Source organism: Achromobacter sp. ISS7 (assembly GCF_056523125.1).
In genome coordinates this window covers 1-26,023 of record NZ_JAWRZD010000001.1, presented here as the reverse complement: position 1 = coordinate 26,023, position 26,023 = coordinate 1, and the positions used below count along the sequence as shown (strand labels likewise).

The following is a 26,023-nucleotide window of genomic DNA, read 5'->3' as shown; positions in this document are numbered from 1 at the left end:
GGCGGCGCGCCGCCTGGCGATGAGGGAACAGACCCTGAGCCGTGCTGCATCGCCGGGCCCATCCCCCCGTTGCGCACGTTCTTGTTTGGATTCTGCGCCAGGCGCGGCACGATTGTATAGAGCGGCGGCTGTCAGCCAGCCAAACGCGCCCGGGGCGACCGCCTTGCGGACAGGTCGCCCGCGCGCCGTTGCCCGCCGGGTCCGACGCGTGGCCTCAAGGCAGGCGGCAAGGCGCCGAGAAATCGACCGCCGCCTGCACGGATTCCCGCAGCTTGCCGACCAGCGGCCGGGTATCGTCGCGGCGGTACTGGAAGGAATATGGCAACGCCGCCGGCGCCGGATCGCAATCGAGCACCCGCAGGCTGCCCTCGTCCTGCAGCGCCCGCGCCCAGTGGCTGGGCAGCAGCCCCACCCCGGTGCCCTCGATCAGCAGCCCGGCGATGGCGCCCCAGTTGTTGCAGCAGAGCCGCTCGCCGGCCACGTCGCGCCCGGCCAGCCAGTCGTCGACGATGCGGGTGGTGCCCGCGCCCGCAGGCAGGGTCACCAGCGGCAACCGCGCCAGCAGGTCGGGCGACATGCGGGTCGCGCCCGCCAGCGCGGCGGGCGCCGCGGCCCAGGCGAACGCGGCTTCGCCGATCGGCGCGGAAGCGATGTTGGGGCGCGAGGAACGTCCGGCGATGACGGCGAAATCCAGTTCGCCGTCGGCCACCCGCTGCTCCAGCACCTGGCCGATATCCACATAGGGCTCCAGCACCAGGTCGGGATAGGCGGCGCGCACCACGCCGATCAGGCGCGGCAGCCAGGTCAGCGCGGTCAACTCGCCCACGCCGAAACGGCAGCGGCCGCGCAGGCCCGGGGTTTCGGCCAGCGAGGCGCGGATCCCGTCGGCCGCGGCCAGCAGTTCGCGCGCCTGCGGCAGCAGCCGCTGGCCGGCGTCGGTCAGGACGGCCTTGTGGCCGCTGCGGTCGAACAGCGGCCGGCCCAGCGCGTCCTCGAGTTCGACGATGCGCTTGGACAACGACGACACCGACAGGTGCAGCCGTTCGGCCGCCACGGCGAAACTGGCGCAGGTGGCGGCCCAATAGAAGGCTTCGAGTTGCTTGAGGGTCATGCCCGGATTGTAGGATCAGGCGGCCTGCGATCAGGCGGCCTGTGGCAACCGCAGTTGCGGCGACAGGCGCAGCGTGTCGATGGCGGCGCGGAGCATGCGCTCGACGCGCGGCCAGATATCGCCCTTGAGGCGATCGGACCAGCAGATGGTGCCAAACACGCCCTCGACCAGGGAGTGCAGGTAGACATTGGACAGGCGCACGTCCAGCGCGGGCGGCAGGTCCTCGCGGCTGACGGCGGCGCGCAGCAGTTTTTCGGAAGTGCGCAGGGCGTGGCGCTCCCACAGGTCGCGGCGGCGCAGGAGCGGCGCGTTCTCGTCGCTGCGCTCGCATTTCAGGTAGAGGATTTCCAGCACGCGCTGCACCGAGCCTTCCTCGGCGTAGATCTGCACGTACTGGCGCATCGAGGCGTAGAGCGCTTCCAGCGCCTCGCCGTCGGTCGACACGCGGGTCAGCGACACCGCTTCCCCCAGGGCCCGGTCGCACATGGCGATGCAGACATCGATCTTGTTCTTGTAATGGCCGTAGACGGCGCCCCGGGACACGCCCGCGAAGTCGGCGATATCGCTCATGGTGGTGCTGGCCACGCCCTTGGACAGGAACACGTGTTCGGCGGCGTCCAGGATGCGGTCGCGGGTGCGTTGGGATTCTTCTTTCGTCTTGCGGGCCATACAGGGATCTCCTTGCAAAAAGGGTTGGGGGAACGGCATGAAAACGGCGGCCCGTCTTGCGGGGGCCGCCGGCTGCGCACTGTAAAGAAGTATGCAGGCGCCAGCATACTTTTGAACAAAACAATTAATCAAGCATGATGGATTAAATGATAGACTGCCGACCCCACAGGGAAAACCCGCGACTTTCCCTCTCTCGCCCGCAACGGGCGCCTCACAATAATTTTTAAAAATGACGCACCGAGTTCCCTTCAGAACGCTCGCATTCGCATCCGTACTGGTTCTCGTTTCCGCATGCTCGAAGCAGGAAGCCCCCGAAGCCGCCAAGGCCCCCGCCGAAGTCGGCGTCATCGTGGCCAAGGCCACGCCCACCGCCGTCGCCAGCGAGCTGCCCGGCCGGCTGGAGCCCTATCGCGAGGCCGAGGTCCGCGCCCGCGTGGCCGGCATCGTCACCCGCCGCCTGTATGAAGAAGGCCAGGAAGTGACGCGCGGCACGCCGCTGTTCCAGATCGATCCGGCGCCGCTGCAGGCCGCCTACGATTCCGAGGCCGCCGCGCTGGCGCGTGCCCAGGCCAATCTGTCGGCCGCCGCCGACAAGCTGCGCCGCTACGCCGACCTGGTGTCGGACCGCGCCATCAGCGAACGCGACCACGCCGAGAGCGTGGCCCAGGAACGCCAGGCCCGCGCCGAAGTGGCGCTGGCCAAGGCCAACCTGCAAAGCGCCAGGTTGCGGCTGGAATACGCCCGCGTCACCTCGCCGATCGACGGGCGCGCGCGGCGCGCGCTGGTCACCGAGGGCGCGCTGGTGGGCGAAGGCCAGGCCACGCCGCTGACCGTGGTGCAGCAGCTCGACCCGATCTACGTCAACTTCTCGCAACCCGCGGCCGAGGTCATGCAGTTGCAGAAGCAGATCCGCGCCGGCGCGCTGGAGGGCGTTGCGCCCGACAAGATGCGGGTGCGCCTGCTGCTGCCCGACGGCTCCGAGTATGGCCAGGGCGGCACGCTGTCGTTCGCCGACCTGGCGGTCGATCCCGGCACCGACAACGTGACCATGCGCGCGCTGTTCGCCAACCCGGGCCGCGAACTGCTGCCGGGCATGTACGTGCGGGTGCGGCTGGAACAGGCGGTCAACCGCGACACCTTCCTGGTGCCGCGCAACGCCCTGCTGCGCAACGCCGACGGCGCGCACGTGCTGGTGGCCGGCGACGACGGCGAGCTGCGCAGCGTGGCGGTGACCGCGCACCGGCTGCTGGGCCCGAACTGGGTCGTCACCGAGGGCCTGGCGGGCGGCGAACGCGTAGTGGTGGAAAACGCCGCGCAGCTGGCCCCCGGCCAGAAAATCAAACCGGTCGAGCGGGCCGCGCCGAGCGCGCCCGTGGCGACCGCGGGAAATAACGAAAAAAGGTAAACCGCCATGGCGCGTTTCTTTATCGATCGCCCCGTTTTCGCGTGGGTGATCTCGCTGCTCATCGCGCTGGTCGGCCTGTTGTCGATCCGCGCGCTGCCGGTGGCGCAGTATCCGGACATCGCTCCGCCCGTCGTCAACATCGGCGCCAGCTATCCCGGCGCCTCGGCCAAGGTGGTCGAGGAAGCCGTCACCGCCATCATCGAACGCGAGATGAACGGCGCCCCGGGCCTGATGTACACCTCGTCCAGCAGCGATTCGACCGGCTGGGCCAGCATCAACCTGACCTTCAAGCAGGGCACCAACCCGGACATCGCGGCGGTGGAAGTGCAGAACCGCCTGAAGGCGGTCGAGCCGCGCCTGCCCGAATCGGTGCGGCGCGACGGCGTGCGCGTGGAAAAGGCGGCCGACAACATCCAGCTGGTGGTGTCGCTGAAGTCGGACGGCAGCCTGGACGACATGCAACTGGGCGAGCTGGCCGCCTCCAACGTGCTGCAGGCGCTGCGGCGGGTCGAAGGCGTGGGCAAGGTGCAGTCGTTCGGCGCGGAAGCGGCGATGCGCATCTGGCCGGATCCGGCCAAGCTCACCGCCCTGTCGCTGACGCCGGGCGACATCGTCTCGGCGCTGCGCAGCCACAACGCGCGCGTCACCATCGGCGAACTGGGCAACCAGGCCGTGCCCAAGGACGCGCCGCTGAACGCCAGCATCGTGGCGGGCGAATCGCTGCACACGCCGGAACAGTTCGCCAACATCCCGCTGCGGGCGCTGCCGGACGGCGCCACGTTGCGCCTGAAGGACGTGGCGCGGGTGGAGCTGGGCGGCACCGACTACATGTACCTGTCGCGCGTCAACGGCCTGACCGGCACCGGCCTGGGCATCAAGCTGGCGCCCGGCTCGAACGCGGTCGAGACCACCCGCCGCATCCGCGAGACCATGCGCGAGCTGGCGCAATACTTCCCGCCGGGCGTGACCTGGGACATTCCGTACGAGACTTCCACCTTCGTCGAGATCTCGATCAAGAAGGTCCTGATGACGCTGCTGGAGGCGGTGGCGCTGGTGTTCTGCGTGATGTACCTCTTCATGCAGAACCTGCGCGCCACGCTGATCCCGACACTGGTGGTGCCGGTGGCGCTGCTGGGCACGCTGGGGGTGATGCTGGGGCTGGGCTATTCGATCAACGTGCTGACGATGTTCGGCATGGTGCTGGCCATCGGCATCCTGGTGGACGACGCCATCGTGGTGGTCGAGAACGTCGAGCGCATCATGGCCGAGGAAGGCCTGTCGCCGCATGACGCCACGGTCAAGGCCATGGGCCAGATCAGCGGCGCCATCGTCGGCATCACCGTGGTGCTGGTGTCGGTGTTCGTGCCGATGGCGTTCTTCGACGGCGCGGTGGGCAACATCTACCGCCAGTTCGCCGTGACGCTGGCGGTGTCGATCGCCTTCTCGGCCTTCCTGGCGCTGTCGCTGACGCCGGCGCTGTGCGCCAGCCTGCTCAAACCCATCCCGGCCGGCCACCACGAGAAGCGCGGCTTCTTCGGCTGGTTCAATCGCGCCTTCGCGCGCCTGACCACGCGCTATACGGCGCGGGTGGCCGGCGTGCTGGCGCGGCCGGTGCGCTTCGGCCTGGCCTATGCGCTGGTGATCGGCGTAGCGGCGCTGCTGTTCGCGCGCCTGCCGTCATCGTTCCTGCCGGACGAGGACCAGGGCAGCTTCATGGCCATGGTGATCCTGCCGCAGGGCTCGCCGCAGGCCGAGACCATGGCGGTGGTCAAGGACGTCGAGCGCTACATGATGGAGCACGAGCCGGTGCAGTACGTGTATTCGGTCAACGGCTTCAGCCAGTACGGCAGCGGCCCGAACTCCGCCATGTTTTTCGTCACGCTGAAGGATTGGAAGGAACGCAGCGATGCCTCGCAACACGTGGACGCGGTGGTCAAGCGGATCAACAAGGCGTTCGCGGATCGCAAGAACCTGATGGTGTTCGCGCTCAACTCGCCGCCGCTGCCGGACCTGGGCTCGACCTCGGGCTTCGACTTCCGGCTGCAGGATCGCGGCGGCCTCGGCTACGAAGCCCTGACGCAGGCGCGCCAGAAGCTGCTGGCCAAGGCGGCCGAGCATCCCGCGCTGACCGAAGTGGTGTTCGCCGGCCAGGAAGAGGCGCCGCAGCTGCAACTGCGCGTCGACCGCGACAAGGCGCAGGCCATGGGCGTGCCGATCGACGAGATCAACACCGCGCTGGCGGTGATGTACGGCTCGGACTACATCGGCGACTTCATGCTGAACGGCCAGGTTCGGCGCGTGATGGTGCAGGCCGACGGCAAGCGCCGCGTGGACGTGGACGACATCTCGCGCCTGCATGTGCGCAACCTGCAGGGCCAGATGGTGCCGCTGTCAGCGCTCGCCACGCTGACGTGGTCGATGGGGCCGCCGCAGCTGAACCGCTACAACGGCTTCCCGTCGTTCACCATCAACGGCTCGGCGGCGCCGGGCCACAGCAGCGGCGAGGCCATGCGCGCCATGGAGACGCTGGCGGCCGAGCTGCCGCGCGGCATCGGCTTCGACTGGTCGGGCCAATCGTACGAAGAGCGGCTGTCCGGCAACCAGGCGCCGGTGCTGTTCGCGCTGTCGGTGCTGATCGTGTTCCTGGCGCTGGCGGCGCTGTACGAAAGCTGGTCGATTCCGCTGGCGGTGATCCTGGTGGTGCCGCTGGGCGTGATCGGCGCGCTGCTGGGGGTGACCGTGCGCGCCATGCCCAACGACATCTACTTCAAGGTCGGCCTGATCGCCACCATCGGCCTGTCGGCCAAGAACGCGATCCTGATCGTGGAAGTGGCCAAGGACCTGGTGCGCGACGGCCAGGGCATCCTGTCCGCCACGCTGGAGGCGGCGCGGCTGCGGCTGCGGCCGATCGTGATGACCTCGCTGGCCTTCGGCGTGGGCGTGCTGCCGCTGGCGCTGGCCACTGGCGCCGCCTCGGGCGCGCAGGCCGCCATCGGCACCGGCGTGCTGGGCGGGATCATCACGGCGACCGTGCTGGCGGTGTTCCTGGTGCCGCTGTTCTTTCTCATCGTGGGACGCATGGTCGGCATGCGCGCCCGCCCCGCGCGCCCCGAGGGCCGCGAACCGCTGGAGACGACGCCATGAAACCCGTGGCAATGACCCTGCTGGCGCTGGCATTGTCCGGCTGCTCGCTGGCGCCCACCCATGAGCGCCCCGCGGCGCCGGTGCCGGCGCAGTACGACACGCCGGCGCAGCCCGGCCAGGCCGCCGCGCCGCAGGACTGGCGCGCCTATTTCAACGATCCGGCGCTGCAGGCCTGGATCGCGGCCGCGCTGGCCAACAACCGCGACCTGCGCGTGGCGGCGCTGCGCATCGAGGAAGCGCGCGCGCTGTACGGCGTGCAGCAATCCGAACGCCTGCCGGCCATCGACGCCAGCGGCGAATTCAGCCGCGGCCGCGCGACCGAGCCGGGCCAGCCGCGCACGCCGGTGTCCAACCGCTACCGCGCGGCCGTCGGCATCACCGCCTTCGAGCTGGACTTCTTCGGCCGGGTGCGGAGCCTGTCGGACGCTGCGCTGGCGCGCTACCTGGCCAGCGAGGAAGCGCACCGCGCCGCCACGCTGGCGCTGGTGGCGGAAACGGCCACCGCCTACTTCAACCAGCGTTCGCTGGCCGAGCAACTGCGCCTGACCGACGACACGCTGGCGCTGCGCGAGACCACGCTCAAGCTGACCCAGCGCCGCTATGACGCCGGGCTGGAAACCGCCATCGGCCTGCGCACCGCGCAGATGCTGGTGGAAAGCTCGCGCGCCACGCGCGCCGAGCTGACCCGCGAGGCCAGCCTGGCGCGGCACGCGCTGGGCCTGCTGGCCGGCGATTTCGCGCTGCCGCTCGGCGTCGACCCGGCGCCGCTGGAAAGCCAGAGCCTGACGCCGCTGGCGGCGGGGCTGCCGTCCGAACTGCTGACGCGCCGCCCCGACCTGCGCCAGGCAGAGCAGGCGCTGCGCGCGGCCAACGCCGACATCGGCGCGGCGCGCGCGGCGTTCTTCCCGTCGGTGCAGCTGACCACGGACATCGGCACCACCGCCGACCGCTTCTCGGATCTGTTCAGCGGCGGCACCGGCGGCTGGAGCTTCGCGCCGCGCCTGACGCTGCCGATCTTCAACGCCGGCCGCAACCGCGCCAACCTGTCGCTGGCCGAGACCCGCAAGCACATCGCGGTGGCCCAGTACGAAGGCAGCATCCAGGCGGCGTTCCGCGACGTGGCCGACGCGCTGTCGGCGCGCGACGCGCTGCGCGACCAGATCGAGGCCCAGCGCAAGGTGCGCGACGCCGACCGCGAACGCCAGCGGCTGGCCGAGCGGCGTTATGCGCGCGGGGTGGCGAACTACCTGGAGATGCTGGAGGCCCAGCGCAGCCTGTTCGAGTCGGAACAGGAATTCATCCGGCTGCAGCAGCGCCGGCTGGTCAATGCGGTGGATCTGTACAAGGCGCTGGGCGGCTGGGACGACGGCTCATCGCCGGCGTCCTGACGCAAGGGCTGTGCGGGGCGATGCGGGACGCGTAGCCCCGGCAGGTCAGGCGCGCGCGCTGACGCGGTAGGCGCAGCGGCGCGCGCCCAGCAGGATGTGCTCTTCGCGCTCGACCCGCACCTGCGGGCCCAGCACCTGCCGGAACAGTTCCAGCTCGCTGCGGCAAAAGCCCATACAGGCCTGGGCCGCCGCGCAGATGGGACAGTGGTTCTCGATGAACAGGAAGTCGTCGCCGTCGCGGCGCATCTCGGCCATGTAGCCTTCGGCCGAGCGCACCCGCACCAGGCTTTCGAGCCGCCGCGGCAGATCGTCGGCGTCCGCCAGCGCCTGCTGGTAGGTGGCCAGCATGGCGGCTTCGCGCACCGCAATCAGCTTGTCCACGCCGTCGTCGCCGAACACCTGGCGCACGGCGTTGATCATCTGCACCGTCATGTCGGCATGGGTGTCGGGGAAACGGCGCTGCCCGGCGGCGGTCAGGAACCAGATCTGCGTGGGCCGGCCGCGCCCCGCGCTGCGGCTTTCCGAATCGACCAGGCCGTCCGCGTGCAGGCGCGCCATCTGCTGGCGCACCGCCTCGGCCGTGACGTCGAGCGCCTTGGCGATGACCGCGACCGACTGCGGGCCGCGCGTCTTGAGCGTCATGAGCACGCGGTCCGCCGGCTGGTGCGGTTGCCAGGAAATGGGATGGGACAGGCTGTCGTCGGACATGGAAGGTCGGAAAGGCGCTAAGCCCTTATGGTGCCACGAACCGCGTCCATCGGTCAGCCGGCCGGCGCGGACGCGGGCGACTGCGCGCGCGGGGTATCCGTTGCCGAAGGCGCCTCCCAGCCGCCGCCCAGCGCCTTGTAGAGCGCGACCAGGCTAGTGTAGGAAGCCGTTTCGGCCTGCGCCACCGCGTCCTGCGCCCGTAACTGCGTGCGCTGCGCGTCCAGCACCGTCAGGTACGGCGCGCTGCCTTCGCGGTAGCGCAGGCGCGCCAGTTCCGCCGCGCGGCCGCTGTGGGCGGCCGCCTGCGCCAGGTTGCCGAGCCGCTGCTGGGTCTGGCCGTACTGCGTCAGCGCGCCCTCCAGTTCCTCGACCGCCTGCAGCACGGTCTGCTCGTAGCGCGCCACCTCGCCTTGCGACCGCGCCTGCGCCGCGCGCTTGCGCGCCAGCGCGGTCGGCAGGTGGAAAGCCGGCCAGCTGACGCCGGGCGCCACGCTGAAGGCGCGGCTGGAGGCGCTGCCGAAGTCGGCGCCGCGCAGGGCCACGAAACCGAGGAAGCCGCCCAGGTCGATGCGCGGATACAGTTCGGCGGTGGCCACGCCCACGTCGGCATTGGCTGCCGCCATGTTGCGCTCGGCCGCCCGGATATCGGGACGGCGCGACAGCAAGGCGCCGACGTCGCCGATCGGCAGGCGCGCCGCCAGCGGCGGCTGCGGCGTGGCCGCGTCCAGCTCGCCCAGTTCCACCGGCCGCAGGCCGGCCAGCACCGCCAGGCGGTACAGCGCCAGGCGCCGCGCGGTTTCCTGCAGCGGCACGCTGGCCTGCACGGTTTCGAGCTCGGCGCGGGCGCTGGCCAGGTCACCCTCGTCGCCCCGGCCCGCCGACACCATGGCCTGGATCACCCGCAGGCTGTCGCGCTGGCTGTCCAGGTTGGCGCGCGCCACCGCCAGGCGTTGCTCGGCGCCGCGCAGTTCGAAGTAGTTGCGCGCCACTTCGGCCACCACCACGATGCGGGCCTGCGCCAGGTCGGCGGCCTGGGCCTCGCTGCGCGCCGCCGCGCCTTCGGCGGCGCGGCGCAGGCGGCCGAACAGGTCGATCTCCCAGGTGGCGTCAAAGCCGGCGCGATAGCTCTTGGCGAGGTTGCGTTCGCCCGTCACGCCGGGGTTGGCCTGCGACAGGCTGCGCTCGAAACGCCCGCCGAGCGTCACGGTGGGAAACTGGTCGAGTTCCTTCTCGTCCAGCACCGCGCGCGATTCGGCCAGGCGGGCCTGGGCGATGCGGATGTCGTGGTTGCGTTGCAGCGCCAGGGTCACCAGGCGATCCAGCTGCGGGTCCTGCAACTGTTTCCACCAGTCCTGCTGCAGCCGGTCGGTGGAGAACAGGGTCTGTTCAGGGCTGGCCAGCGCCACCGGCGCGGCCCGGGGTTTCTGGTAGTCGGGGCCCACGGCGCAGCCGGCGGTGGCCAGCGCGGCCAGCAGCACCGTGGCGCCGCGGCGCAGGCGTTGGGACAGGTCGGGATGTTTCATGATGGGTTCCTCAATGCGATGCGGCGGGGCGCGGCGCGGCTGGCGGCGGCGCGTCCTCGGCCTGCGCCTGCGCCAGTTCGCGGGCGCGCGGCGTGTCGTTGGCGGCGCGGTGGTCGCGCGCCAGCACGGTGTAGACGGTGGGCAGCACGAACAGCGTGAAGAGCGTGCCGACCAGCATGCCGACCACGATCACCAGGCCCAGGCTGTAGCGGCTGTGGGCGCCGGCGCCGCTGGCGAACAGCAGCGGGATCAGGCCCACCACCATGGCCGCGGTGGTCATCAGGATCGGGCGCAGCCGGATGCGGGCGGCGTGCTCCATGGCGCTGCGCCGGTCCAGGCCGTGGCTGACCTGCATCTCGTTGGCGAACTCCACCATCAGGATGCCGTGCTTGCTGATCAGCCCGATCAGCGTCACCAGCCCGATCTGCGTGTAGATGTTGATGGTCGCCATGCCCAGCGCCAGCGGGATCAGCGCGCCGCAGATCGACAGCGGCACGCTCACCAGGATGATGAACGGGTCGCGCAGGCTTTCGTACTGCGCCGCCAGCACCAGGTAGATGACGATGATGGCGAAGATGAAGGTGATCATCAGCGCCGAGCCTTCCTGGCTGAACTGGCGCGCGTCCGACTGCCAGTCATAGCTGAAGCCGGCCGGCAGCTGCTGCGCCTGGCGCGTCAGGAACTGCACCGCGTCGCCCATGGTCACGCCCGGCATCGGGATGGCCTGGAAAGTGGCGGCGTTGAGCTGGTTGAACTGGGTCAGCTTGTTGGGCTCGACGCCCATCGACACCGACACGATGTTCGACAGCGGCACCTGCGCGCCGCTGGCGCTCTTGACGTAGTACCGCGCCAGCGATTCGGGCGAGATGCGCTGCTCGCGCAGGCTCTGCGGGATCACGTCGTACGAGCGGCCGTCCATGCCGAAGCGGTTGATGTAGTTCTCGCCCACCAGCACCGCCAGCGTGTCGCCCACCGCCTTCATGGTGACGCCCAGGCTGTTGGCCTTGGCGCGGTCCACCTTCAGCTGCACCACCGGGTTGTTGTAGTCCAGGTCGCTGTCGACCACCATGAAGAGGCCGCTGGTTCTGGCCGCCTTTTTCAGGTTCTCCATGGCCTCGTACACCACCGGATAGTCGGCCGCGCTCATGATGACCATCTGCACCGGCAGCCCGCCGGTCGAGCCCGGCAGCGGCGGCAGCTGGAAGGCGAAGATGTTGCTGCCCTCGATCTGGTTGACCATCGACTGCATGTCGGCCTGGATCTGGTTGGCCGAGCGCTTGCGCTCGTGCCAGTCGACGAAGTCGACGCCGCCGATGCTGTTGGACACGCCGTCCGAGCCGTTGATGAGCCAGCGGCCCTTCTGCTCGGGCAGCGTCGCCATGACGTCGTCCCACTTCTTGCCGAACTTCTCGACGTAGTCGATGTTGGCGTGCTGCGGCGACTTGATCGCGGTCAGCACGGTGGATTGGTCCTCGACCGGCGCCAGCTCGCGCTGGGCGGCGTTGTACAGGAACGGCAGGCTGGCCATCACCGCCACCGCCACCAGGCCGGTGACCCAGCGATGGTGCAGCGACACGTCCAGCAGCCGGCCGTAGGCCTCGCCCAGGCGGCTGAAGAAATGCTCGGCGCGACGCGCCATGCGGCCTTCGGACACCTGGCTATTGAGCAGGAACGAACTCATCACCGGCGACAGCGTCAGCGCGATCACGCCAGACACCACCACCGCCCCCGCCAGCGTGAAGGCGAACTCCTTGAACAGCGAACCGGTCAGGCCGCCCATCAGGCCGATCGGCGCGTACACCGCCGCCAGCGTGATGGTCATGGCGATGACCGGGCCGGCCACCTCGCGCGCGCCGATCAGGGCCGCGCGCACCGGCGACTTGCCTTCCTCGATATGGCGGTGCACGTTCTCGACCACCACGATGGCGTCGTCCACCACCAGGCCGATGGCCAGCACCATGGCCAGCAGCGTCAGCAGGTTCACGCTGAAGTCGAACAGCGCCATGATGGCCGCGCCGCCCAGCATCGACAGCGGGATGGTGACCACCGGGATCAGCACCGCGCGCAGCGAGCCCAGGCACAGGAAGATCACCGCCACCACGATGACGATGGCCTCCATCAGCGTATGCACCACGCCGTCGATCGAGGCGCTGATGAAGCGCGCCAGTTCGAACGGCACCTGCACGCTGGTGCCGGGCGGCAGGTTCTGCTTGATGTTGGGCAGCAGCTCGTTCAGGCGCTTGACGATCACCAGCGGGTTGCCCACCGGCGTGGCGTTCAGGCCGAAGTACACCGCCGGCTCGCCGTCCATCAGGCCGCTGGAGTCGGTCGAGGCCGCGCCCAGTTCCACCGTGGCCACGTCGCCCAGGCGCACGATGGCGTCGCCCTCGCGCTTGACCACCATGTCGCGGAACTCGGCCACGTTGACCAGGTCGGTGTTGACCTTGATGTTGGACACCACGTACAGGCCCTTGGCCTGGCCGGGCGCCGCCTGCACGTTGTTCTGGCGCAGGGCGTCGGCCAGTTCGCCGGCCGAGATGCCGCGCGCGGCCAGCCGGTCGGGGTCGAGCCAGACTCGCATCGCCAGCTTCTGGCCGCCATACAGTTCCACGCTGGCCACGCCGTCGATCGACGACAGCTGCGGCTGCACCACGCGCGACAGGTAGTCGGTCAGCGCCGGCAGCGACATGGTCGAGCTGGAGAAACCCACGTAGGCCACGGCCGTCGCCTCGCCGGCGGACTTGACCAGCACCGGGTCGTAGGCGTCCTGCGGCAGGCGGTATTTGACTTCGTTGACCTTGGCCATGACCTCGGTCATGGCCTTGTTGGAATCGGCGTTGAGCTTCATGCGCACCGTGATCACGCTGCGCCCCTGGGTCGAGGACGACGACAGGTAGTCGATGCCTTCGACGGTGGCGACGGATTGTGCGATCGGCTGGGTGACGAAGCCCTGCATCAGGTCGGGCGAGGCGCCCGGGTACTGCGTGGTGATGGTGATGGTGGTGCTTTCGGTCAGCGGATATTGGCGGATCGGCAGGCCGCTCAGGGCGCGCAGCCCGAGCAGCAGCAACAGCGTGCTGACCACCAGCGCCAGCACTGGCCGGCGCACGAACAGATCGGTGAACTTCATGATCGACTCCGCGGGCTCAGCGGGCTTGCGCCACGGATTGCGGCGCGGCGTCCAGCGCCACGGTGTCCTGGGCGCTGATCTCGACGGGCGCGCCGTTGTGCAGGCGCAGTTGGCCCGAGGTCACCACGCGGTCGCCGGGTTTCAAGCCCTTGATCACCACCACCCGGCCGCGCACGCGCTCGGCGGTCTGCACGTAGGCCTGGGTCACGGTCGGCGGCGCCGACGCGTCGCCGGCCTTGGGCGGCGTCACCACGTAGACCGAGTCGCCATAGGCGCTGTAGCTGATGGCCGTCTCCGGCACGGTCAGCACGCCGGGCCGCGGCGGCAGCACCACCTGGCCATGGGCGAACATGCCCGCCGCCAGCGCGCCGTCGGCGTTGGTCAGCGTGGCCTGCACCCGCACGGTGCGCGAACCCGGGTCGACCTGCGGCTCGATGGTGGTGACCGCGCCTTCAAAGACCCGGCCGGCATGGGCATCGACCGTCACGGTCACCGGCTGGCCGGCGCGCAGCGCGCCCAGCGCCTGTTCCGGCAAGGTGATGTTGGCGTAGACGCTGGCCGCGTCGGTCAGCGACACCAGCGGATCGCCGGCGCGGGCGAACTGGCCGAGGTTGACCCGGCGCACGCCCAGCACGCCGTCGAACGGCGCCTTGATGCGCTTCTGCTCGATCAGGGCCTGGATGCGCTTGATCTCGCCGGCGGCCTGGTCGTAGTCGGCCTGGGCCTGGTCCAGCTGTTCGCGGGTCGCGGCCTGCTGCGGCACCAGGCGGCGGGTGCGCTCCAGCAGCGTGCGGGCGTTCCTGGCCTGGGCCTGCAGGCGCGCCAGCTCGCCCTGCTCGGGTGCGTCGTTCAGTTGCACCAGCAGTTGCCCGGCGCGCACCCGCTCGCCGGGCGTAAACAGGATCTGCGCCACCCGGCCATCGACTTCGGCCGGCACCAGCACCTGCCGCGTCGCCTCGAGCGAGGCGATGCCCGACAGCGCCGCCGGGAAATCGGCCTGCAGCACCGGCGCCACCGCCACCTTGGCCGGCGCCATGGCCCAGCCGCCCTTGTGCTGCGCCGCGCCGAATTTCCAATACAGGCCGCCCCCCGCCACTACCGCCAGGACCAGCACCCCGGCGGCCCATGCACCCGATTTCGCCTTCATGATTCTCTCGCTATTTATCAAAGGAATGGCTTTGATAATCCTCGAAAAATCAGACGAAGTCAAAAAACCTAAAGTAATGTTGAGGATTGAGAAAACCTATCGACGGGAAATGGGCGAAAAAAACCGCCGGCGAAGGCCGGCGGTGTGCGGGGAAAGCTCGCGGGGAAATGGATGTGCGCCCGGGGCGCGTGGCGCTGGATGCCTCGCGGCGCCAGGAACGAGCGCCGCGGGACAGGCGGGCGCTATCGCTAGGTACGCACCATGTGCAGGTAGTGGCGGTGGCGCTCGTACTGGTCGAGGATGTCGCCGATGACGGCGTCGCGGCTCCAGCCCATGATGTCGTAGTCCTGCCCGCCTTCGCGCAGGTGGACCTCGGCGCGGAAGTACTTGCGTTCCTCTTCGTCGGCGGCCTCCTCGGGCGTCAGGCTGGGCCGCACGAAGGCCTGCGGCTGCACCGAATAGAAGAAGTCCAGGTGCTCGCCGTGGTTCACCTCCAGCACCACCCCGCCCTCGCCGTCGCCTTCCTTGACGGCAACCGCGTAGCCCTGCTTGCGCAGTTCATCGGCCACGTCTTCCAGCGCCGGCTGGACCACGTCGGAGATGAAGCGCATCACGTGGGCGCGGCGCGGCATCATGACCATGTTGCGCAACCGCCGCTCCCAGGACTGGCCGCCGCGCGCCGGCCGCGACAGCGTCAGCGACTGATAGCGGATGCCGCGCTTGGTCGCATCCAGCCTGAGCGCCTTGAACAGGCCCCACAGCGACAGCAGCAGGATCACGGAGAACGGCAGGGCGCTGGCGATGGTGGCGGTCTGCAACGCGGTCAGGCCGTCGGCCAGCAGCAGCGCAATGGCGACGGCGCCCATCAGCAAGGACCAGAAGATGCGTTGCCACACCGGCGTGCGGTCGCTGCCCCCCGAGGCCAGCAGGTCCACCACCAGCGCGCCGGAGTCGGCCGACGTGACGAAGAACACCGCCACCATGGCGATCGCCACCAGCGACACGACGCTGCTCCATGGCAATTGCTCGAAAAAGGCGAACAAGGCCAGCGAACTGTCGGCCTGCACCGTCTGCGCGAAATCCTTGACCCCGTCGACCAGGATGAGGTGGATGGCGGTGTCGCCGAACACGGTCATCCAGAACAGCGTGAAACCGGCCGGCACCAGCAGCACGCCGCTGACGAATTCGCGGATGGTGCGGCCGCGCGAAATACGGGCGATGAACAGGCCGACGAACGGCGACCAGGCAATCCACCAGCCCCAGTAGAACAGCGTCCAGCCGCCGATCCAGTCGGTCGGCTCGTAGGCGTAGAGGTTGAAGGTCTTGTTGACGATGTCCGACAGGTAGGCGCCGGTATTCTGGACGAAGGTCTGCAGCAGGAACACCGTGGGACCGGCGACCAGCACGAACAGCAGCAGCACCGCGGCCAGGACCAGGTTGGTCTCCGACAGGATGCGAATGCCCTTGTCCAGTCCGCTGGCCACCGACAGGGTCGCCAGGCCGCAGGTGATGATGATCAGGATGATCTGCGTCGGCACGCCCAGCGGCACGCCGAACAGGTGGTTCAGGCCGCTGTTGATCTGCGCCACGCCCAACCCCAGCGACGTCGCCACGCCCAGCACGGTGCCGAGGATCGCGAAGATGTCGACCGCGTGCCCCACCGGCCCGTAGATGCGATTGCCGATCAGCGGATACAGGGCGGACCGCAAGGTCAGCGGCAGGCCATGGCGGTAACTGAAGAACGCCAGGATCAGCGCGACGATGGCGTAGATCGCCCAGGCATGCAGCCCCCAGTGGAAGAAGGTGATCTTCATCGCCTCGCGGGCGGCGACGGCATTGCCGCCCTCGCCCACCGGCGGCGCCATGAAGTGCATGACCGGCTCGGCCACGCCGAAGAACATCAGGCCGATGCCCATGCCGGCCGAGAACAGCATGGCGAACCAGGTGAAATTGCGGTAGTCGGGTTCGCTGTGGTCCGGGCCCAGCTTGATGTCGCCATAGCGGCTGACGGCCAGGAACACCACCGACAGCAGGATGATGGCGACGACCAGGATGTAGAACCAGCTGGCGTTGCCCAGGATCCAGGCCTGGACCGCCTCGAACAGGCTCTGCGCGGCCTTGGGCGTCGCGATCGCGAAGCCCACCAGCAGCAGCGTGAACAATGCCGCCGTGTAGAAGACCGGGCGATTGATGGTGGATGGTCGGGTTTCTGAAGACATGCTGCCGCTCCTTTCGCCCGAGGGATGCTGAGGCTGCGGCGCTGGCCCCCTCAGTCCAGCCGGCGCGCCGCCGTTATTACTATCATGCCGCCGGGCAGGCTGACAAATCCCGCTGCGCGTGGGAGCCCCCAGCCGCGCCGCCGATCGCCTGCATGCGAGGCGGCCGCAGCGCCCCGGCCAGCCCTAGCCGGCGTCGCGTTCGCCGAACACCACGCGGCGGAAGAATCCGGCCAGCACCGATTCGGTGGTCTCGGCGCTGACGTTCTGCGGATCGAAGGCGAAGCTGAACTGCATGCCGTCGGACAGCGCCAGCAGGCCGATGGCCAGTTCGCGCGCCGGCAGCGGCAGGGGCGTGCCGACGCGCTCGGAGAACTGGCGGATGTACTCGGTGGTGGCTTCGCGCAGCTCGCCCATGCAGGCGATGAAGCCGACCCGGAATTCAGGGTCGCGGGCGGCCTGCAGCTTGGCTTCCATCCACAGCAGGAAGCACTCGTTGTCGCGGAAATGCGTGCTGTAGTAGTGCAGCACGCTGTCTTCCATCTGCTGGCGGGTCTCGCCGGCCTCGAAGATGGCGCGCATGTCGCCCATGACGTTTTCGTGGTCGCGCTTGAGCAACTGCAGGAACAGCTCGGACTTGCTGGCGAAATTGGAATAGAAGGCGCCGCGGGAGTAGCCGGCCAGCTCGGCGATGTCCTCGACGCTGGCGGCCACGAAACCCTTGGTCAGGAAGATCGATTGCGCGGCATCGAGCAGACGCTGGCGCGTCTGGTCACGGCTTTGCTCTCGGGTAAGGCGGACTTTTGACATGCGGCGATTCTATCATCTGGAACGATTTCAGATTCATACTTGTATTTGAATACACACCCGCATTAGAATCCATCCCGTATCGGATTGCCAGGGTGTCGCGCCGGCCTGCAAGGGCCTGCCGCCTCGCGTCCCGTTCCCCCTTCTTGCCCGCGTCGCGAGGTGTTTCGTGAATTCTTCAGGTTCTTGCGCGCCCGTCGCCGCGCGCAATCCCGCCGCCCGTGCCGCGGCGCTTTCCCGTCCTGCCCTGCGCCGCCCCTGGCCCGCGCTCGCCCTGGCGCTGACGCTGGCGCTGGCCGGCTGCGGCGGCAAGGAAGCCGAGCCGCCGCCGCCGCGGCCGGTGGTGGCCATGCCCGCCAAGGCCGACGCGGCCCTGCCGGCCTGGACCCTGCCGGGTGAGGTGCAGGCGCGCTACAGCACGCCACTGTCGTTCCGGGTGGGCGGCAAGATCATCGAGCGCAAGGTGCGCCTGGGCGACACGGTCAAGCCCGGCCAGGTGGTCGCCAAGCTCGACCCCGCCGACGCCACCAAGAACGCCGCCGCCGCCCGCGCCCAGCTGTCGGCCGCCCAGCACCAGCTGGACTACGCCAAGCAGCAGCTGGACCGCGACCGCGCCCAGGCCAAGGAAAACCTGATCGCCGCCAACCAGCTCGAGCAGACCCGCAATGCCTACGCCTCGGCGCTGGCGCAGCGCGACCAGGCGGCGCAGCAGGCCGCCCTGTCGGCCGACCAGCTCAACTACACCACCCTGGCCGCCGACCACGCCGGCGTCATCACCGCCGAGCAGGCCGACACCGGCCAGAACGTGGCGGCGGGCCAGGCGGTCTACAACCTGGCCTGGGCCGGCGACGTCGACGCCCTGTGCGACGTGCCCGAAAGCGTGCTGGCGGGCCTGGCCATCGGCCAGCGCGCCACCGTCACACTGGCGCCGCTGCCCGGCAAGACCTTCACCGCCGTGCTGCGCGAGATCGCGCCGGCGGCCGATCCGCAGAGCCGCACCTACCGCGCCAAGCTGACGCTGGAAGCGCCCTCGCCCGAAGTACGGCTGGGCATGACGGCCAACATCAGTTTCGACAACCGCCAGGCCAACGGCGCCACCACCTTCACGGTGCCGGCGACGGCGCTGTTCCATGACGGCACCGAACCCGCCGTCTGGATCGTCAAGCCGCAGGAAGACACGCTGGAACTGCGCCGCGTGCAGGTGCTGCGCTACGACGCCCGCAGCGTCACCCTGACGCAAGGCGTGCAGGCCGGCGAGCGCGTGGTCTGGCAGGGCGTGCACGCCGTGTCGGCCGGCGAGAAGGTCCGCGCGGTGCCGCCGCTGCACCCCGAGGACTTCGCATCATGAGCGCGCCGGTTCCCGAAAACCAGAACGCCGCGCACCGCCACGAGGAAGGCAAGTTCAACCTGTCGGCCTGGGCCCTGCGGCACCAGCCGCTGGTGATCTTCCTGATCACGCTGGTGACGCTGTTCGGCGTGCTGTCGTACTCGCGCCTGGCGCAGTCGGAAGACCCGCCCTTCACCTTCCGCGTGATGGTCATCAAGACCCTGTGGCCCGGCGCCACCTCGCAACAGGTGCAGGAACAGGTCACCGACCGCATCGCCAAGAAGCTGCAGGAAACGCCGTCCACGGACTTCCTGCGCAGCTACTCGCGCCCCGGCGAATCGCTGATCTTCTTCACCATGAAGGATTCGGCGCCGGCCAGCGAGGTCGCCAACGAGTGGTACCAGGTGCGCAAGAAGGTCGGCGACATCGGCGCGACCTTGCCGCAAGGCGTGCAGGGGCCGTTCTTCAATGACGAGTTCGGCGACGTCTACACCAACATCTACACCCTGGCGGGCGACGGCTTCTCGCCGGCGCAGCTGCGCGACTACGCCGACAACCTGCGCACCGTGCTGCTGCGCGTGCCGGGGGTGGCCAAGGTCGACTACTTCGGCGAGCAGCCCGAGCATGTCTACATCGAGATCAGCAACACCCAGCTGACGCGCCTGGGCGTGTCGCCGCAGCAGATCGCCGAGGCCATCAACAGCCAGAACGCGGTGGCCAGCGCCGGCACCCTGACCACGGCCGACGACCGCGTCTTCGTGCGTCCCAGCGGCCAGTTCCAGGACACCCGGGCGCTGGCCGAGACGCTGATCCGCGTCAACGGCAAGTCGATCCGGCTGGGCGACATCGCCACCATCCATCGCGGCTACGACGATCCCCCGGCCGAGCAGATGCGCACGCGCGGCGAGCCGGTGCTGGGCATCGGCATCACCATGCAGCCGGGCCAGGACGTGGTGCACCTGGGCAAGGCGCTGGACGCCAAGTTCGGCGAACTCAAGACGCGCCTGCCGGCCGGCCTGACGCTGACCGAAGTGTCGAGCATGCCCAAGGCGGTGTCGTTCTCGGTGGATGAGTTCCTGCGCTCGGTGGCCGAGGCCGTGGCCATCGTGCTGATCGTGAGCCTGGTGTCGCTGGGCCTGCGCACCGGCATGGTGGTGGTGATCTCGATTCCGGTGGTGCTGGCCGTAACCGCGCTGTTCATGGACATGTTCGGCATCGGCCTGCACAAGGTCTCGCTGGGCACGCTGGTGCTGGCGCTGGGCCTGCTGGTGGACGACGCCATCATCGCGGTCGAGATGATGGCGGTGAAGCTGGAACAGGGCTGGAGCCGCGCGCGCGCCGCCGCCTTCGCCTACACCAGCACCGCTTTTCCGATGCTGACCGGCACGCTGGTGACGGTGGCCGGCTTCCTGCCGATCGCGCTGGCCAAGTCCAGCACCGGCGAATACACCCGCTCGATCTTCCAGGTGTCGGCGATCGCGCTGATCACCTCGTGGTTCGCCGCGGTGGTGCTGATCCCGCTGCTGGGCTATCGCATGCTGCCCGAGCGCAAGCGCGAGGCGCACCTGCCCGACGACCACGAGCACGACATCTACAACACCCGCTTCTACCAGCGGCTGCGCGGCTGGGTGGCGTGGTGCGTGGACCGCCGCTGGCGCGTGTTGCTGGCGACCGTAACGCTGTTCGTGGTGTCGATGGTCGGCTTCGGCCTGGTGCCGCAGCAGTTCTTCCCCAGCTCGGACCGCACCGAACTGCTGGTGGACGTGCGGCTGCAGGAAGGCGCCTCGTTCGCCGCCACGCTGCGCCAGGTCGAGCGGCTGGAAAAGGTGCTGGACGGCCGGCCCGAGATCGCCCATTCGGTGAGCTTCGTCGGCACCGGCGCGCCGCGCTTCTACCTGCCGCTGGACCAGCAGCTGGCCACGCCCAACTTCGCCCAGATCGTCATCACCGCCAACTCGGTGGAAGACCGCGAGAAGCTGGCGCACTGGCTCGAGCCGGTGTTGCACGAGCAGTTCCCGGCGATCCGCAGCCGCCTGTCGCGGCTGGAGAACGGCCCGCCGGTGGGCTTCCAGGTGCAGTTCCGCGTCAGCGGCGACAAGATCCCCGAGGTGCGCCAGGTGGCCGAGAAGGTGGCCGCCGAGGTGCGCGCCGACAGCCGCTCGGTCAACGTGCAGTTCGACTGGGACGAACCGTCCGAACGCTCGGTGCGCTTTGACATCGACCAGCAGAAGGCGCGCGAAGTGGGCGTGAGCTCGAACGACATCTCCAGCTTCCTGGCGATGACGCTGTCGGGCTACACCGTGACGCAGTACCGCGAACGCGACAAGCTGATAAACGTCAGCCTGCGCGCCCCCGACAGCGAACGGGTCGATCCGGGCCGCCTGGCCACGCTCGCCATGCCCACGCCCAACGGCCCGGTGCCGCTGGGCAGCCTGGGCCACGTGCGCTACGGCCTGGAATACGGCGTCATCTGGGAACGCGATCGCCAGCCCACCATCACCGTGCAGGCCGACGTCAAGGCCGGCGCGCAGGGCATCGACGTCACCCATGCGATCGACCGGAAGCTGGACGCGCTGCGCGCCGAACTGCCGGTGGGCTACCGCATCGAGGTCGGCGGCCCGGTCGAGGAAAGCGCCAAGGGCCAGTCGTCCATCAATGCGCAGATGCCCATCATGGTCGTGGCGGTGCTGACGCTGCTGATGGTGCAGCTGCAGAGCTTCGCCCGCGTGCTGATGGTGGTGCTGACGGCGCCGCTCGGCCTGATCGGCGTGGTGGCCGCGCTGCTGCTGTTCGGCAAGCCGTTCGGCTTCGTCGCCATGCTGGGCGTGATCGCGATGTTCGGCATCATCATGCGCAACTCGGTGATCCTGGTCGACCAGATCGAGCAGGACATCAGCGCCGGGCACAAGCGCGTCGACGCCATCGTCGGCGCCACGGTGCGACGCTTCCGTCCCATCACCCTGACGGCCGCGGCCGCGGTGCTGGCGCTGATCCCGCTGCTGCGCAGCAACTTCTTCGGCCCCATGGCCACCGCCCTCATGGGCGGCATCACCAGCGCCACGGTGCTGACGCTGTTCTTTCTGCCCGCGCTGTACGCCGCCTGGTTCCGCGTGCGCCACGACGAGCGCGAAGAGCCCGAAGGCGTGCCGCCCGGCGCCCACGCCGGCGACAACGTAGAACGAGGAGCCTGACGATGCCTATCCGTCTCCCGACCCCGGCCTGGCGCCTGGCCACCCTGCCGCTGCTGCTGGCGCTGGGCGCCTGCGCCTTCGCCCCCGACAGCAAGCCGCCGGCGATGGCGCAACCCGCGCAGTACGGCGTCGAGCCGCTGCCCGCCGCCGGCGCCCCCGCGCAGGGCGTGGCGCAACGCTATGCGCGTGACGCCCGCCCGGTGCCCGAATGGTGGAAGCGCTTCGGCTCGGATGCGCTTGACGCCATGGTGGAGGAAGGCCTGGCCAACAGCCCCGACCTGGCCGCGGCCGAACGCAACCTGGCCGGCGCCCGCGAGCAATTGCGCGGGCAGGTCAATTCATCGCTGCTGCCGTCGATCGACGCCGGCGCCGACGTCACGCGCAAGCGCGCGCTGACCATGCCCAACCTGCCGGAGCCGACCGCGCTCTACAACGTGTTCACCGGCCAGGTGCAGGCCAAGTACGACCTGGACCTGTTCGGCGCGGCGCGCTTCGAGAACGTGTCGCGCGCGGCCCATGTGGAGCAGCAGGCGTTCCAGCTGGAATCGGCGCGCCGTTCTTTGGCCGGCAACATCGTCACCGGCGCCATCACCTCGGCCTCGCTGGCCGAGCGCGTGGCGCTGACCGAGAAGCAGGTGGTGCTGGCGCGCCAGGTGGCGCGCGACACGCAGCGCCGCTATGAACTGGGCTCGGCCTCGCAGAACGACGCGCTGCAGGCCGACCAGGACGCCGCCACGCTGGAGGCCTCGCTGCCGGGCCTGCGCGCGCAGTGGCAGACCACCCGCCACGCGCTGGCGGTGCTGATGGGCCGCAGCCCCGACCAGGCGCCGCCCGACCTGGCCTTCGCCATGCTGGCCGTGCCCGCGGAAGTGCCGGTGCTGGTGCCATCCGAACTGCTGGCGGCGCGGCCCGACATCCATATCGCCGAGGCCGTGCTGCGCGCGGCGGCGGCCGACGTCGGCGTGGCCACGGCGCAGCTGTTCCCCAGCCTGTCGCTGTCCGCCTCGATGGGCAAGGGCGGCTTCAGCTGGCCGACGGCGCTGTCGGGCGCGGGTTCGATTTGGGCGGTGGGCGCGTCGCTGACGCAGCCGATCTTCCATGGCGGCGCGCTGCTGGCCGAGCGCAGCGCCGCCAAGGAGCGCTATGAAGCGGCGGTGCTGCAATACAAGCAGACCGTGCTGACCGCGTTCCGCGACGTGGCCGACACGCTGGCGCAACTGGACGCGGACGGGCAGGCGCTGGCGTCGGCCGAGGCCTCGCGCCGGTCCGCCGAGCAGTCGCACCGCAACACCGCCAACCGCGTGCGCCTGGGCGCGCTGGCGCCGTACACCGCGTACGCCAGCGAACAGCATTACGTCGCGGCGCGGGTGCGGGAAGTGGAATACGCCAATGCCCGCCTGACCGAAACGGCGGCGCTGTTCCAGGCGATGGGTTCGCCGGTGCGCGCGCCGCAGGCGTCGGCGCAGCCGGCCGCGAGTGGCGACGCTGCCGAATCGCAAGCGCCTCGGCAGCAGCAGCAGCAGCAGCAGCAGCAGCAGCAGCAGCAGCAGCAGCAGCAGCAGCAGTAACCCGCGCCGCTCGATCCGAGCGGCCCACAGGCCCCCGACGCCTACGGCGCGGGGGCCTGTTCCTTGATGCGGGACGCGAGCGCCATGGACTCGATGCGCCGCGCCGCCGCCTGCAGCAGCGCCGTGGTCTTGTCCTGCGCGATGGTGTTGAGCCGGGTCGCCAGGAAGGTCACGGTCAGCGCGCCGAAGATGCGCCGGTCTTCCTGGAACACCGGCACCGCGATGCCGGCGCGTTCCGGCGAGATCTCCCCCACCCCCAGATAGGCGCCGCGCACCCGGATCTCGTCCAGGCGGCGGATGAAGTCGGCCTGCGTCGGCCCCAGGCCCGCGGCCTCGATCTCGGCGGCATGTCCGTCGTACAGCTTGCGCTGGTCCTTGCGCGGCAGGAACGCGATGATGGTCTTGGCGGTGGCGCCGCGGAACAACGGGTGGGCGCGGCCGCGGCCGTGCGGGATGCCGAGCGCGTCGGGCCCGCGTTCATGGTGGATGTTGAGGATCCGCAGGCCGTGGATGACGCTGAGCAGCACGTCGCCGCCGACCTGGTCCACCACCTCGCGCATGATCGGCCGGGCCACGCCCAGCACCGGATCGCCGTCGATGATGAGATGGTCCAGCTCGATGATGCGCGGCCCCAGCTTGTAGCCGCCGCCCGTCATGCGCAGCAGGTAACCCAGGTCCGACAGGTCGCGGATGTAGCGGTAGCCGGTCGGCGCCGAATAGGACAGCTTGGAGATGATCTCTTCCGCCGTCAGCACCGGCGTGGCCAGGCTGAAGAGGTCGAGGATCGCGAGGGCGCGCTTCAGGGTGGACATGGAATCGGCGGGCAGTGGGCGAGGCGGAACCGGCGCAGCGTATCACAGCGATCCCGGCGCGCCCCGGCGCCATAACCGGCCGCTATCGCCTTCTGCCCAGCGCTTTGTTTCTCGCTATCAACTTCGGTATTTTTATCATTTATAGATAAAAACTAATTGGTGAAGATTGTTTTTTATCGAATAATGATACTGAAGCAGCAGACCAGCGGACAGCGAAAAGTCCGCGGCCCGCCTCGCCCGGCATGCACATCCAAGGGGAAATCGCATGAAGCAGTCCAGCAGCAGGCCCGGCGGCATCAGCCGCCGGCAATTCATGGCGGCGTCGGCCGCCTCGTTGGCGGGCGCCGCGCTCGCCCGCCCTGGCCTGGCCCGCGCGGCCGGCTATCCGTCGGAACGCCCGATCCAGTTCATCGTGCCGTTCCCGGCGGGCGGCGGCACCGACCTGGTGGCGCGGCCGCTGGCCCAGGGCATCGGCGAAGCGCTCAAGCAGAGCGTGGTGGTGATCAACAAGGGCGGCGCGGCCGGCATCATCGGCACCCAGCAGGCGGCGCGTTCGGCGCCCGACGGCTACACCGTCGCGCTCGGCTCCACCGGCACCCACACCGTGAACCAGAGCCTGTACGAGAACATCGCGTACGACCCCATCAAGGACTTCGAGCCGGTCTCGATGGTCTGCTACTACAACAACGTGCTGGTGGTGCACCCGTCGTTTCCGGCCAAGACCCTGCAGGAGTTCGTCGCCCTCATCAAGGCCAACCCCGGCAAGTACTTCTACGGCATCACGCAGAACGGCAGCTCGGCGCACCTGGCGATGGAACTGCTGAAAGCCACCGCCGGCCTCGACCTGCCCGGCGTGCCCTACAAGGGCGCGGCGGCGGCGGTCAACGACTTCCTGGGCGGCCAGTTCCCGGTGCTGATGGACGTGGTGATCAACCAGCAGCAGTTCATCCAGGGCGGCAAGTCGCGGCCGCTGGCGGTGACGTCCAGCGCGCGCTCGCCCGCCCTGCCCGACGTGCCCACGGTGGCCGAGTCCGGCTATCCGGGCTACCAGGCGATCGGCTGGAACGGCGTGTTCGTGCCCGCCGGCACGCCGCCCGCCATCGTCCAGACGCTCAACGGCGCGGTGCAAAGCGCGCTCAAGCAGCCCGCCCTGGCGCAACTGACGCAGAACGGGCTGGAGCTGCACGGCGGCACGCCCGACGAGCTGCGCCGTTTCGTCGCGACCGAAAGCGAGAAATGGCGCGCCCTGATCAAGAACGCCAACATCAAGGCCACCTGATGCAAGCCATTCCCTATGGCGTCCCGCTGGACGCCGCCGCCAACCCCTGGCTGGCGCTCGACCATGAACTGCGCGGCCAGGGCCGGCGCGCGCCCTCGGCCCCGCCAGTGCGGGCCGTGGTGTGCGTGACCGTGCACGTCGACGGCCCCGCCGTCGAGGTCGGCCGCAAGCAGTTTCCCGGCGCCGGCATCCATACCGCCGGCCGCTACGCCATCCGCCGCGGCGTACCGCGCCACCTGGAGATCCTGTCCCGCCACGCCCTGCCCGCGACCTTCTTCGCCTGCGGCTACGACGTCGAGCGCTACCCGGACACCTTCCGCGCCATCCTGGCCGCCGGCCACGAGATCGCCGCCCACGGCTACCTGCATGAGGCCTGGGACCTGGGCGAGGACGAACCCGCGCTGCTGGAAAAGACCCATACCTTGATCCAGCAGCGGCTGGGCGTGACGCCGGCGGGCTGGTGTTCGCCGTCGGGGCGCAAGAGCCACCGCACCCTGCCCACGCTGCGCCGGCTCGGCTACTGCTATGACGCCAGCGAAAAGGACCGCGACCGCCCCTACCTGCCGGCCGGCGGCGACGATGGCTTCGTCATGCTGCC

At 69.5% G+C, this 26,023-nt stretch carries 17 protein-coding genes; 8 read left to right on the top strand and 9 right to left on the bottom strand.

What is annotated here, in order from left to right:
• Positions 1 to 214: 214 nt before the first annotated feature.
• Positions 215 to 1,111 (bottom strand): LysR family transcriptional regulator, encoded by an 897-nt coding sequence (locus AC1HFW_RS00085; protein ID WP_116520223.1) that lies wholly within the window; start codon positions 1,109 to 1,111, stop codon positions 215 to 217.
• A gap of 30 nt (positions 1,112 to 1,141) precedes the next feature.
• Positions 1,142 to 1,780, bottom strand: a complete 639-nt coding sequence (gene axyZ, locus AC1HFW_RS00080; RefSeq protein ID WP_006393390.1) for a multidrug efflux transcriptional repressor AxyZ — start codon at positions 1,778 to 1,780, stop codon at positions 1,142 to 1,144.
• Between the two features lie 229 nt (positions 1,781 to 2,009).
• Between axyZ and axyX the strand changes: the two genes are divergently transcribed.
• Genes axyX through oprZ form a run of 3 tightly spaced genes read left to right on the top strand, consistent with a single transcriptional unit; the run spans position 2,010 to position 7,717 of the window.
• Complete coding sequence (gene axyX, locus AC1HFW_RS00075; RefSeq protein ID WP_238891145.1) at positions 2,010 to 3,185, top strand: multidrug efflux RND transporter periplasmic adaptor subunit AxyX; 1,176 nt, start codon at positions 2,010 to 2,012, stop codon at positions 3,183 to 3,185.
• A gap of 6 nt (positions 3,186 to 3,191) precedes the next feature.
• Positions 3,192 to 6,329: a multidrug efflux RND transporter permease subunit AxyY gene (axyY, locus tag AC1HFW_RS00070; protein WP_479281492.1), complete on the top strand. Its 3,138-nt coding sequence runs from the start codon at positions 3,192 to 3,194 to the stop codon at positions 6,327 to 6,329.
• Positions 6,326 to 7,717 (top strand): multidrug efflux RND transporter outer membrane subunit OprZ, encoded by a 1,392-nt coding sequence (gene oprZ / locus AC1HFW_RS00065; RefSeq protein ID WP_479281491.1) that lies wholly within the window; start codon positions 6,326 to 6,328, stop codon positions 7,715 to 7,717. The genes axyY and oprZ overlap by 4 nt, the downstream gene beginning before the upstream one ends.
• 45 nt (positions 7,718 to 7,762) lie before the next feature.
• Here the strand turns inward: oprZ and AC1HFW_RS00060 are convergent, their stop codons facing one another.
• The 6 genes from AC1HFW_RS00060 to AC1HFW_RS00035 form a co-directional block, all read right to left on the bottom strand.
• On the bottom strand, positions 7,763 to 8,425 hold the full coding sequence (locus AC1HFW_RS00060; RefSeq protein WP_479281490.1) for a helix-turn-helix transcriptional regulator: 663 nt from the start codon (positions 8,423 to 8,425) through the stop codon (positions 7,763 to 7,765).
• A gap of 53 nt (positions 8,426 to 8,478) precedes the next feature.
• On the bottom strand, positions 8,479 to 9,948 hold the full coding sequence (locus AC1HFW_RS00055; RefSeq protein ID WP_479281489.1) for an efflux transporter outer membrane subunit: 1,470 nt from the start codon (positions 9,946 to 9,948) through the stop codon (positions 8,479 to 8,481).
• A 10-nt stretch (positions 9,949 to 9,958) separates the two neighbouring features.
• A complete protein-coding gene (locus AC1HFW_RS00050; protein WP_479281488.1) occupies positions 9,959 to 13,078 on the bottom strand; it encodes a MexW/MexI family multidrug efflux RND transporter permease subunit in 3,120 nt (1,039 codons plus the stop codon).
• Positions 13,079 to 13,094: 16 nt separating this feature from the next.
• On the bottom strand, positions 13,095 to 14,225 hold the full coding sequence (locus tag AC1HFW_RS00045; protein ID WP_479281487.1) for an efflux RND transporter periplasmic adaptor subunit: 1,131 nt from the start codon (positions 14,223 to 14,225) through the stop codon (positions 13,095 to 13,097).
• A 248-nt stretch (positions 14,226 to 14,473) separates the two neighbouring features.
• The gene (locus AC1HFW_RS00040) at positions 14,474 to 16,444 is read right to left on the bottom strand and encodes a BCCT family transporter (RefSeq protein ID WP_479281486.1); all 1,971 of its coding nucleotides are present in this window, start codon (positions 16,442 to 16,444) and stop codon (positions 14,474 to 14,476) included.
• Positions 16,445 to 16,627: 183 nt separating this feature from the next.
• Complete coding sequence (locus AC1HFW_RS00035; RefSeq protein WP_061072211.1) at positions 16,628 to 17,251, bottom strand: TetR/AcrR family transcriptional regulator; 624 nt, start codon at positions 17,249 to 17,251, stop codon at positions 16,628 to 16,630.
• A gap of 166 nt (positions 17,252 to 17,417) precedes the next feature.
• Between AC1HFW_RS00035 and AC1HFW_RS00030 the strand changes: the two genes are divergently transcribed.
• Genes AC1HFW_RS00030 through AC1HFW_RS00020 form a run of 3 tightly spaced genes read left to right on the top strand, consistent with a single transcriptional unit; the run spans position 17,418 to position 23,334 of the window.
• Positions 17,418 to 18,596, top strand: a complete 1,179-nt coding sequence (locus tag AC1HFW_RS00030; RefSeq protein ID WP_420534867.1) for an efflux RND transporter periplasmic adaptor subunit — start codon at positions 17,418 to 17,420, stop codon at positions 18,594 to 18,596.
• Positions 18,593 to 21,766 carry an efflux RND transporter permease subunit gene (locus AC1HFW_RS00025; RefSeq protein ID WP_479281485.1) on the top strand — a complete coding sequence of 1,058 codons (3,174 nt, stop codon included), beginning with the start codon at positions 18,593 to 18,595 and terminating at the stop codon, positions 21,764 to 21,766. The genes AC1HFW_RS00030 and AC1HFW_RS00025 overlap by 4 nt, the downstream gene beginning before the upstream one ends.
• Positions 21,767 to 21,768: 2 nt before the next feature.
• Complete coding sequence (locus tag AC1HFW_RS00020; RefSeq protein WP_479281484.1) at positions 21,769 to 23,334, top strand: efflux transporter outer membrane subunit; 1,566 nt, start codon at positions 21,769 to 21,771, stop codon at positions 23,332 to 23,334.
• A 41-nt stretch (positions 23,335 to 23,375) separates the two neighbouring features.
• Here AC1HFW_RS00020 and AC1HFW_RS00015 read toward each other — a convergent pair whose 3' ends face one another.
• A complete protein-coding gene (locus tag AC1HFW_RS00015) occupies positions 23,376 to 24,146 on the bottom strand; it encodes an IclR family transcriptional regulator (RefSeq protein ID WP_006393377.1) in 771 nt (256 codons plus the stop codon).
• Between the two features lie 265 nt (positions 24,147 to 24,411).
• On the opposite strand from AC1HFW_RS00015, the gene AC1HFW_RS00010 reads away from it, so the two are divergent.
• A complete protein-coding gene (locus AC1HFW_RS00010) occupies positions 24,412 to 25,425 on the top strand; it encodes a Bug family tripartite tricarboxylate transporter substrate binding protein (RefSeq protein ID WP_479281483.1) in 1,014 nt (337 codons plus the stop codon).
• Positions 25,425 to 26,023 (top strand): polysaccharide deacetylase family protein (locus tag AC1HFW_RS00005; protein WP_479281482.1); only part of this gene is annotated, 599 nt, incomplete at its 3' end. The genes AC1HFW_RS00010 and AC1HFW_RS00005, both read left to right, overlap by 1 nt.

Excerpts from the sequence above, each read along its gene's own strand:
- AC1HFW_RS00085 (WP_116520223.1), bottom strand. The coding sequence starts at position 1,111 with ATGACCCTCAAGCAACTCGAAGCCTTCTATTGGGCCGCCACCTGCGCC.
- axyZ (WP_006393390.1), bottom strand. The coding sequence starts at position 1,780 with ATGGCCCGCAAGACGAAAGAAGAATCCCAACGCACCCGCGACCGCATC.
- axyX (WP_238891145.1), top strand. The coding sequence starts at position 2,010 with ATGACGCACCGAGTTCCCTTCAGAACGCTCGCATTCGCATCCGTACTG.
- axyY (WP_479281492.1), top strand. The coding sequence starts at position 3,192 with ATGGCGCGTTTCTTTATCGATCGCCCCGTTTTCGCGTGGGTGATCTCG.
- oprZ (WP_479281491.1), top strand. The coding sequence starts at position 6,326 with ATGAAACCCGTGGCAATGACCCTGCTGGCGCTGGCATTGTCCGGCTGC.
- AC1HFW_RS00060 (WP_479281490.1), bottom strand. The coding sequence starts at position 8,425 with ATGTCCGACGACAGCCTGTCCCATCCCATTTCCTGGCAACCGCACCAG.
- AC1HFW_RS00055 (WP_479281489.1), bottom strand. The coding sequence starts at position 9,948 with ATGAAACATCCCGACCTGTCCCAACGCCTGCGCCGCGGCGCCACGGTG.
- AC1HFW_RS00050 (WP_479281488.1), bottom strand. The coding sequence starts at position 13,078 with ATGAAGTTCACCGATCTGTTCGTGCGCCGGCCAGTGCTGGCGCTGGTG.
- AC1HFW_RS00045 (WP_479281487.1), bottom strand. The coding sequence starts at position 14,225 with ATGAAGGCGAAATCGGGTGCATGGGCCGCCGGGGTGCTGGTCCTGGCG.
- AC1HFW_RS00040 (WP_479281486.1), bottom strand. The coding sequence starts at position 16,444 with ATGTCTTCAGAAACCCGACCATCCACCATCAATCGCCCGGTCTTCTAC.
- AC1HFW_RS00035 (WP_061072211.1), bottom strand. The coding sequence starts at position 17,251 with ATGTCAAAAGTCCGCCTTACCCGAGAGCAAAGCCGTGACCAGACGCGC.
- AC1HFW_RS00025 (WP_479281485.1), top strand. The coding sequence starts at position 18,593 with ATGAGCGCGCCGGTTCCCGAAAACCAGAACGCCGCGCACCGCCACGAG.
- AC1HFW_RS00020 (WP_479281484.1), top strand. The coding sequence starts at position 21,769 with ATGCCTATCCGTCTCCCGACCCCGGCCTGGCGCCTGGCCACCCTGCCG.
- AC1HFW_RS00015 (WP_006393377.1), bottom strand. The coding sequence starts at position 24,146 with ATGTCCACCCTGAAGCGCGCCCTCGCGATCCTCGACCTCTTCAGCCTG.
- AC1HFW_RS00010 (WP_479281483.1), top strand. The coding sequence starts at position 24,412 with ATGAAGCAGTCCAGCAGCAGGCCCGGCGGCATCAGCCGCCGGCAATTC.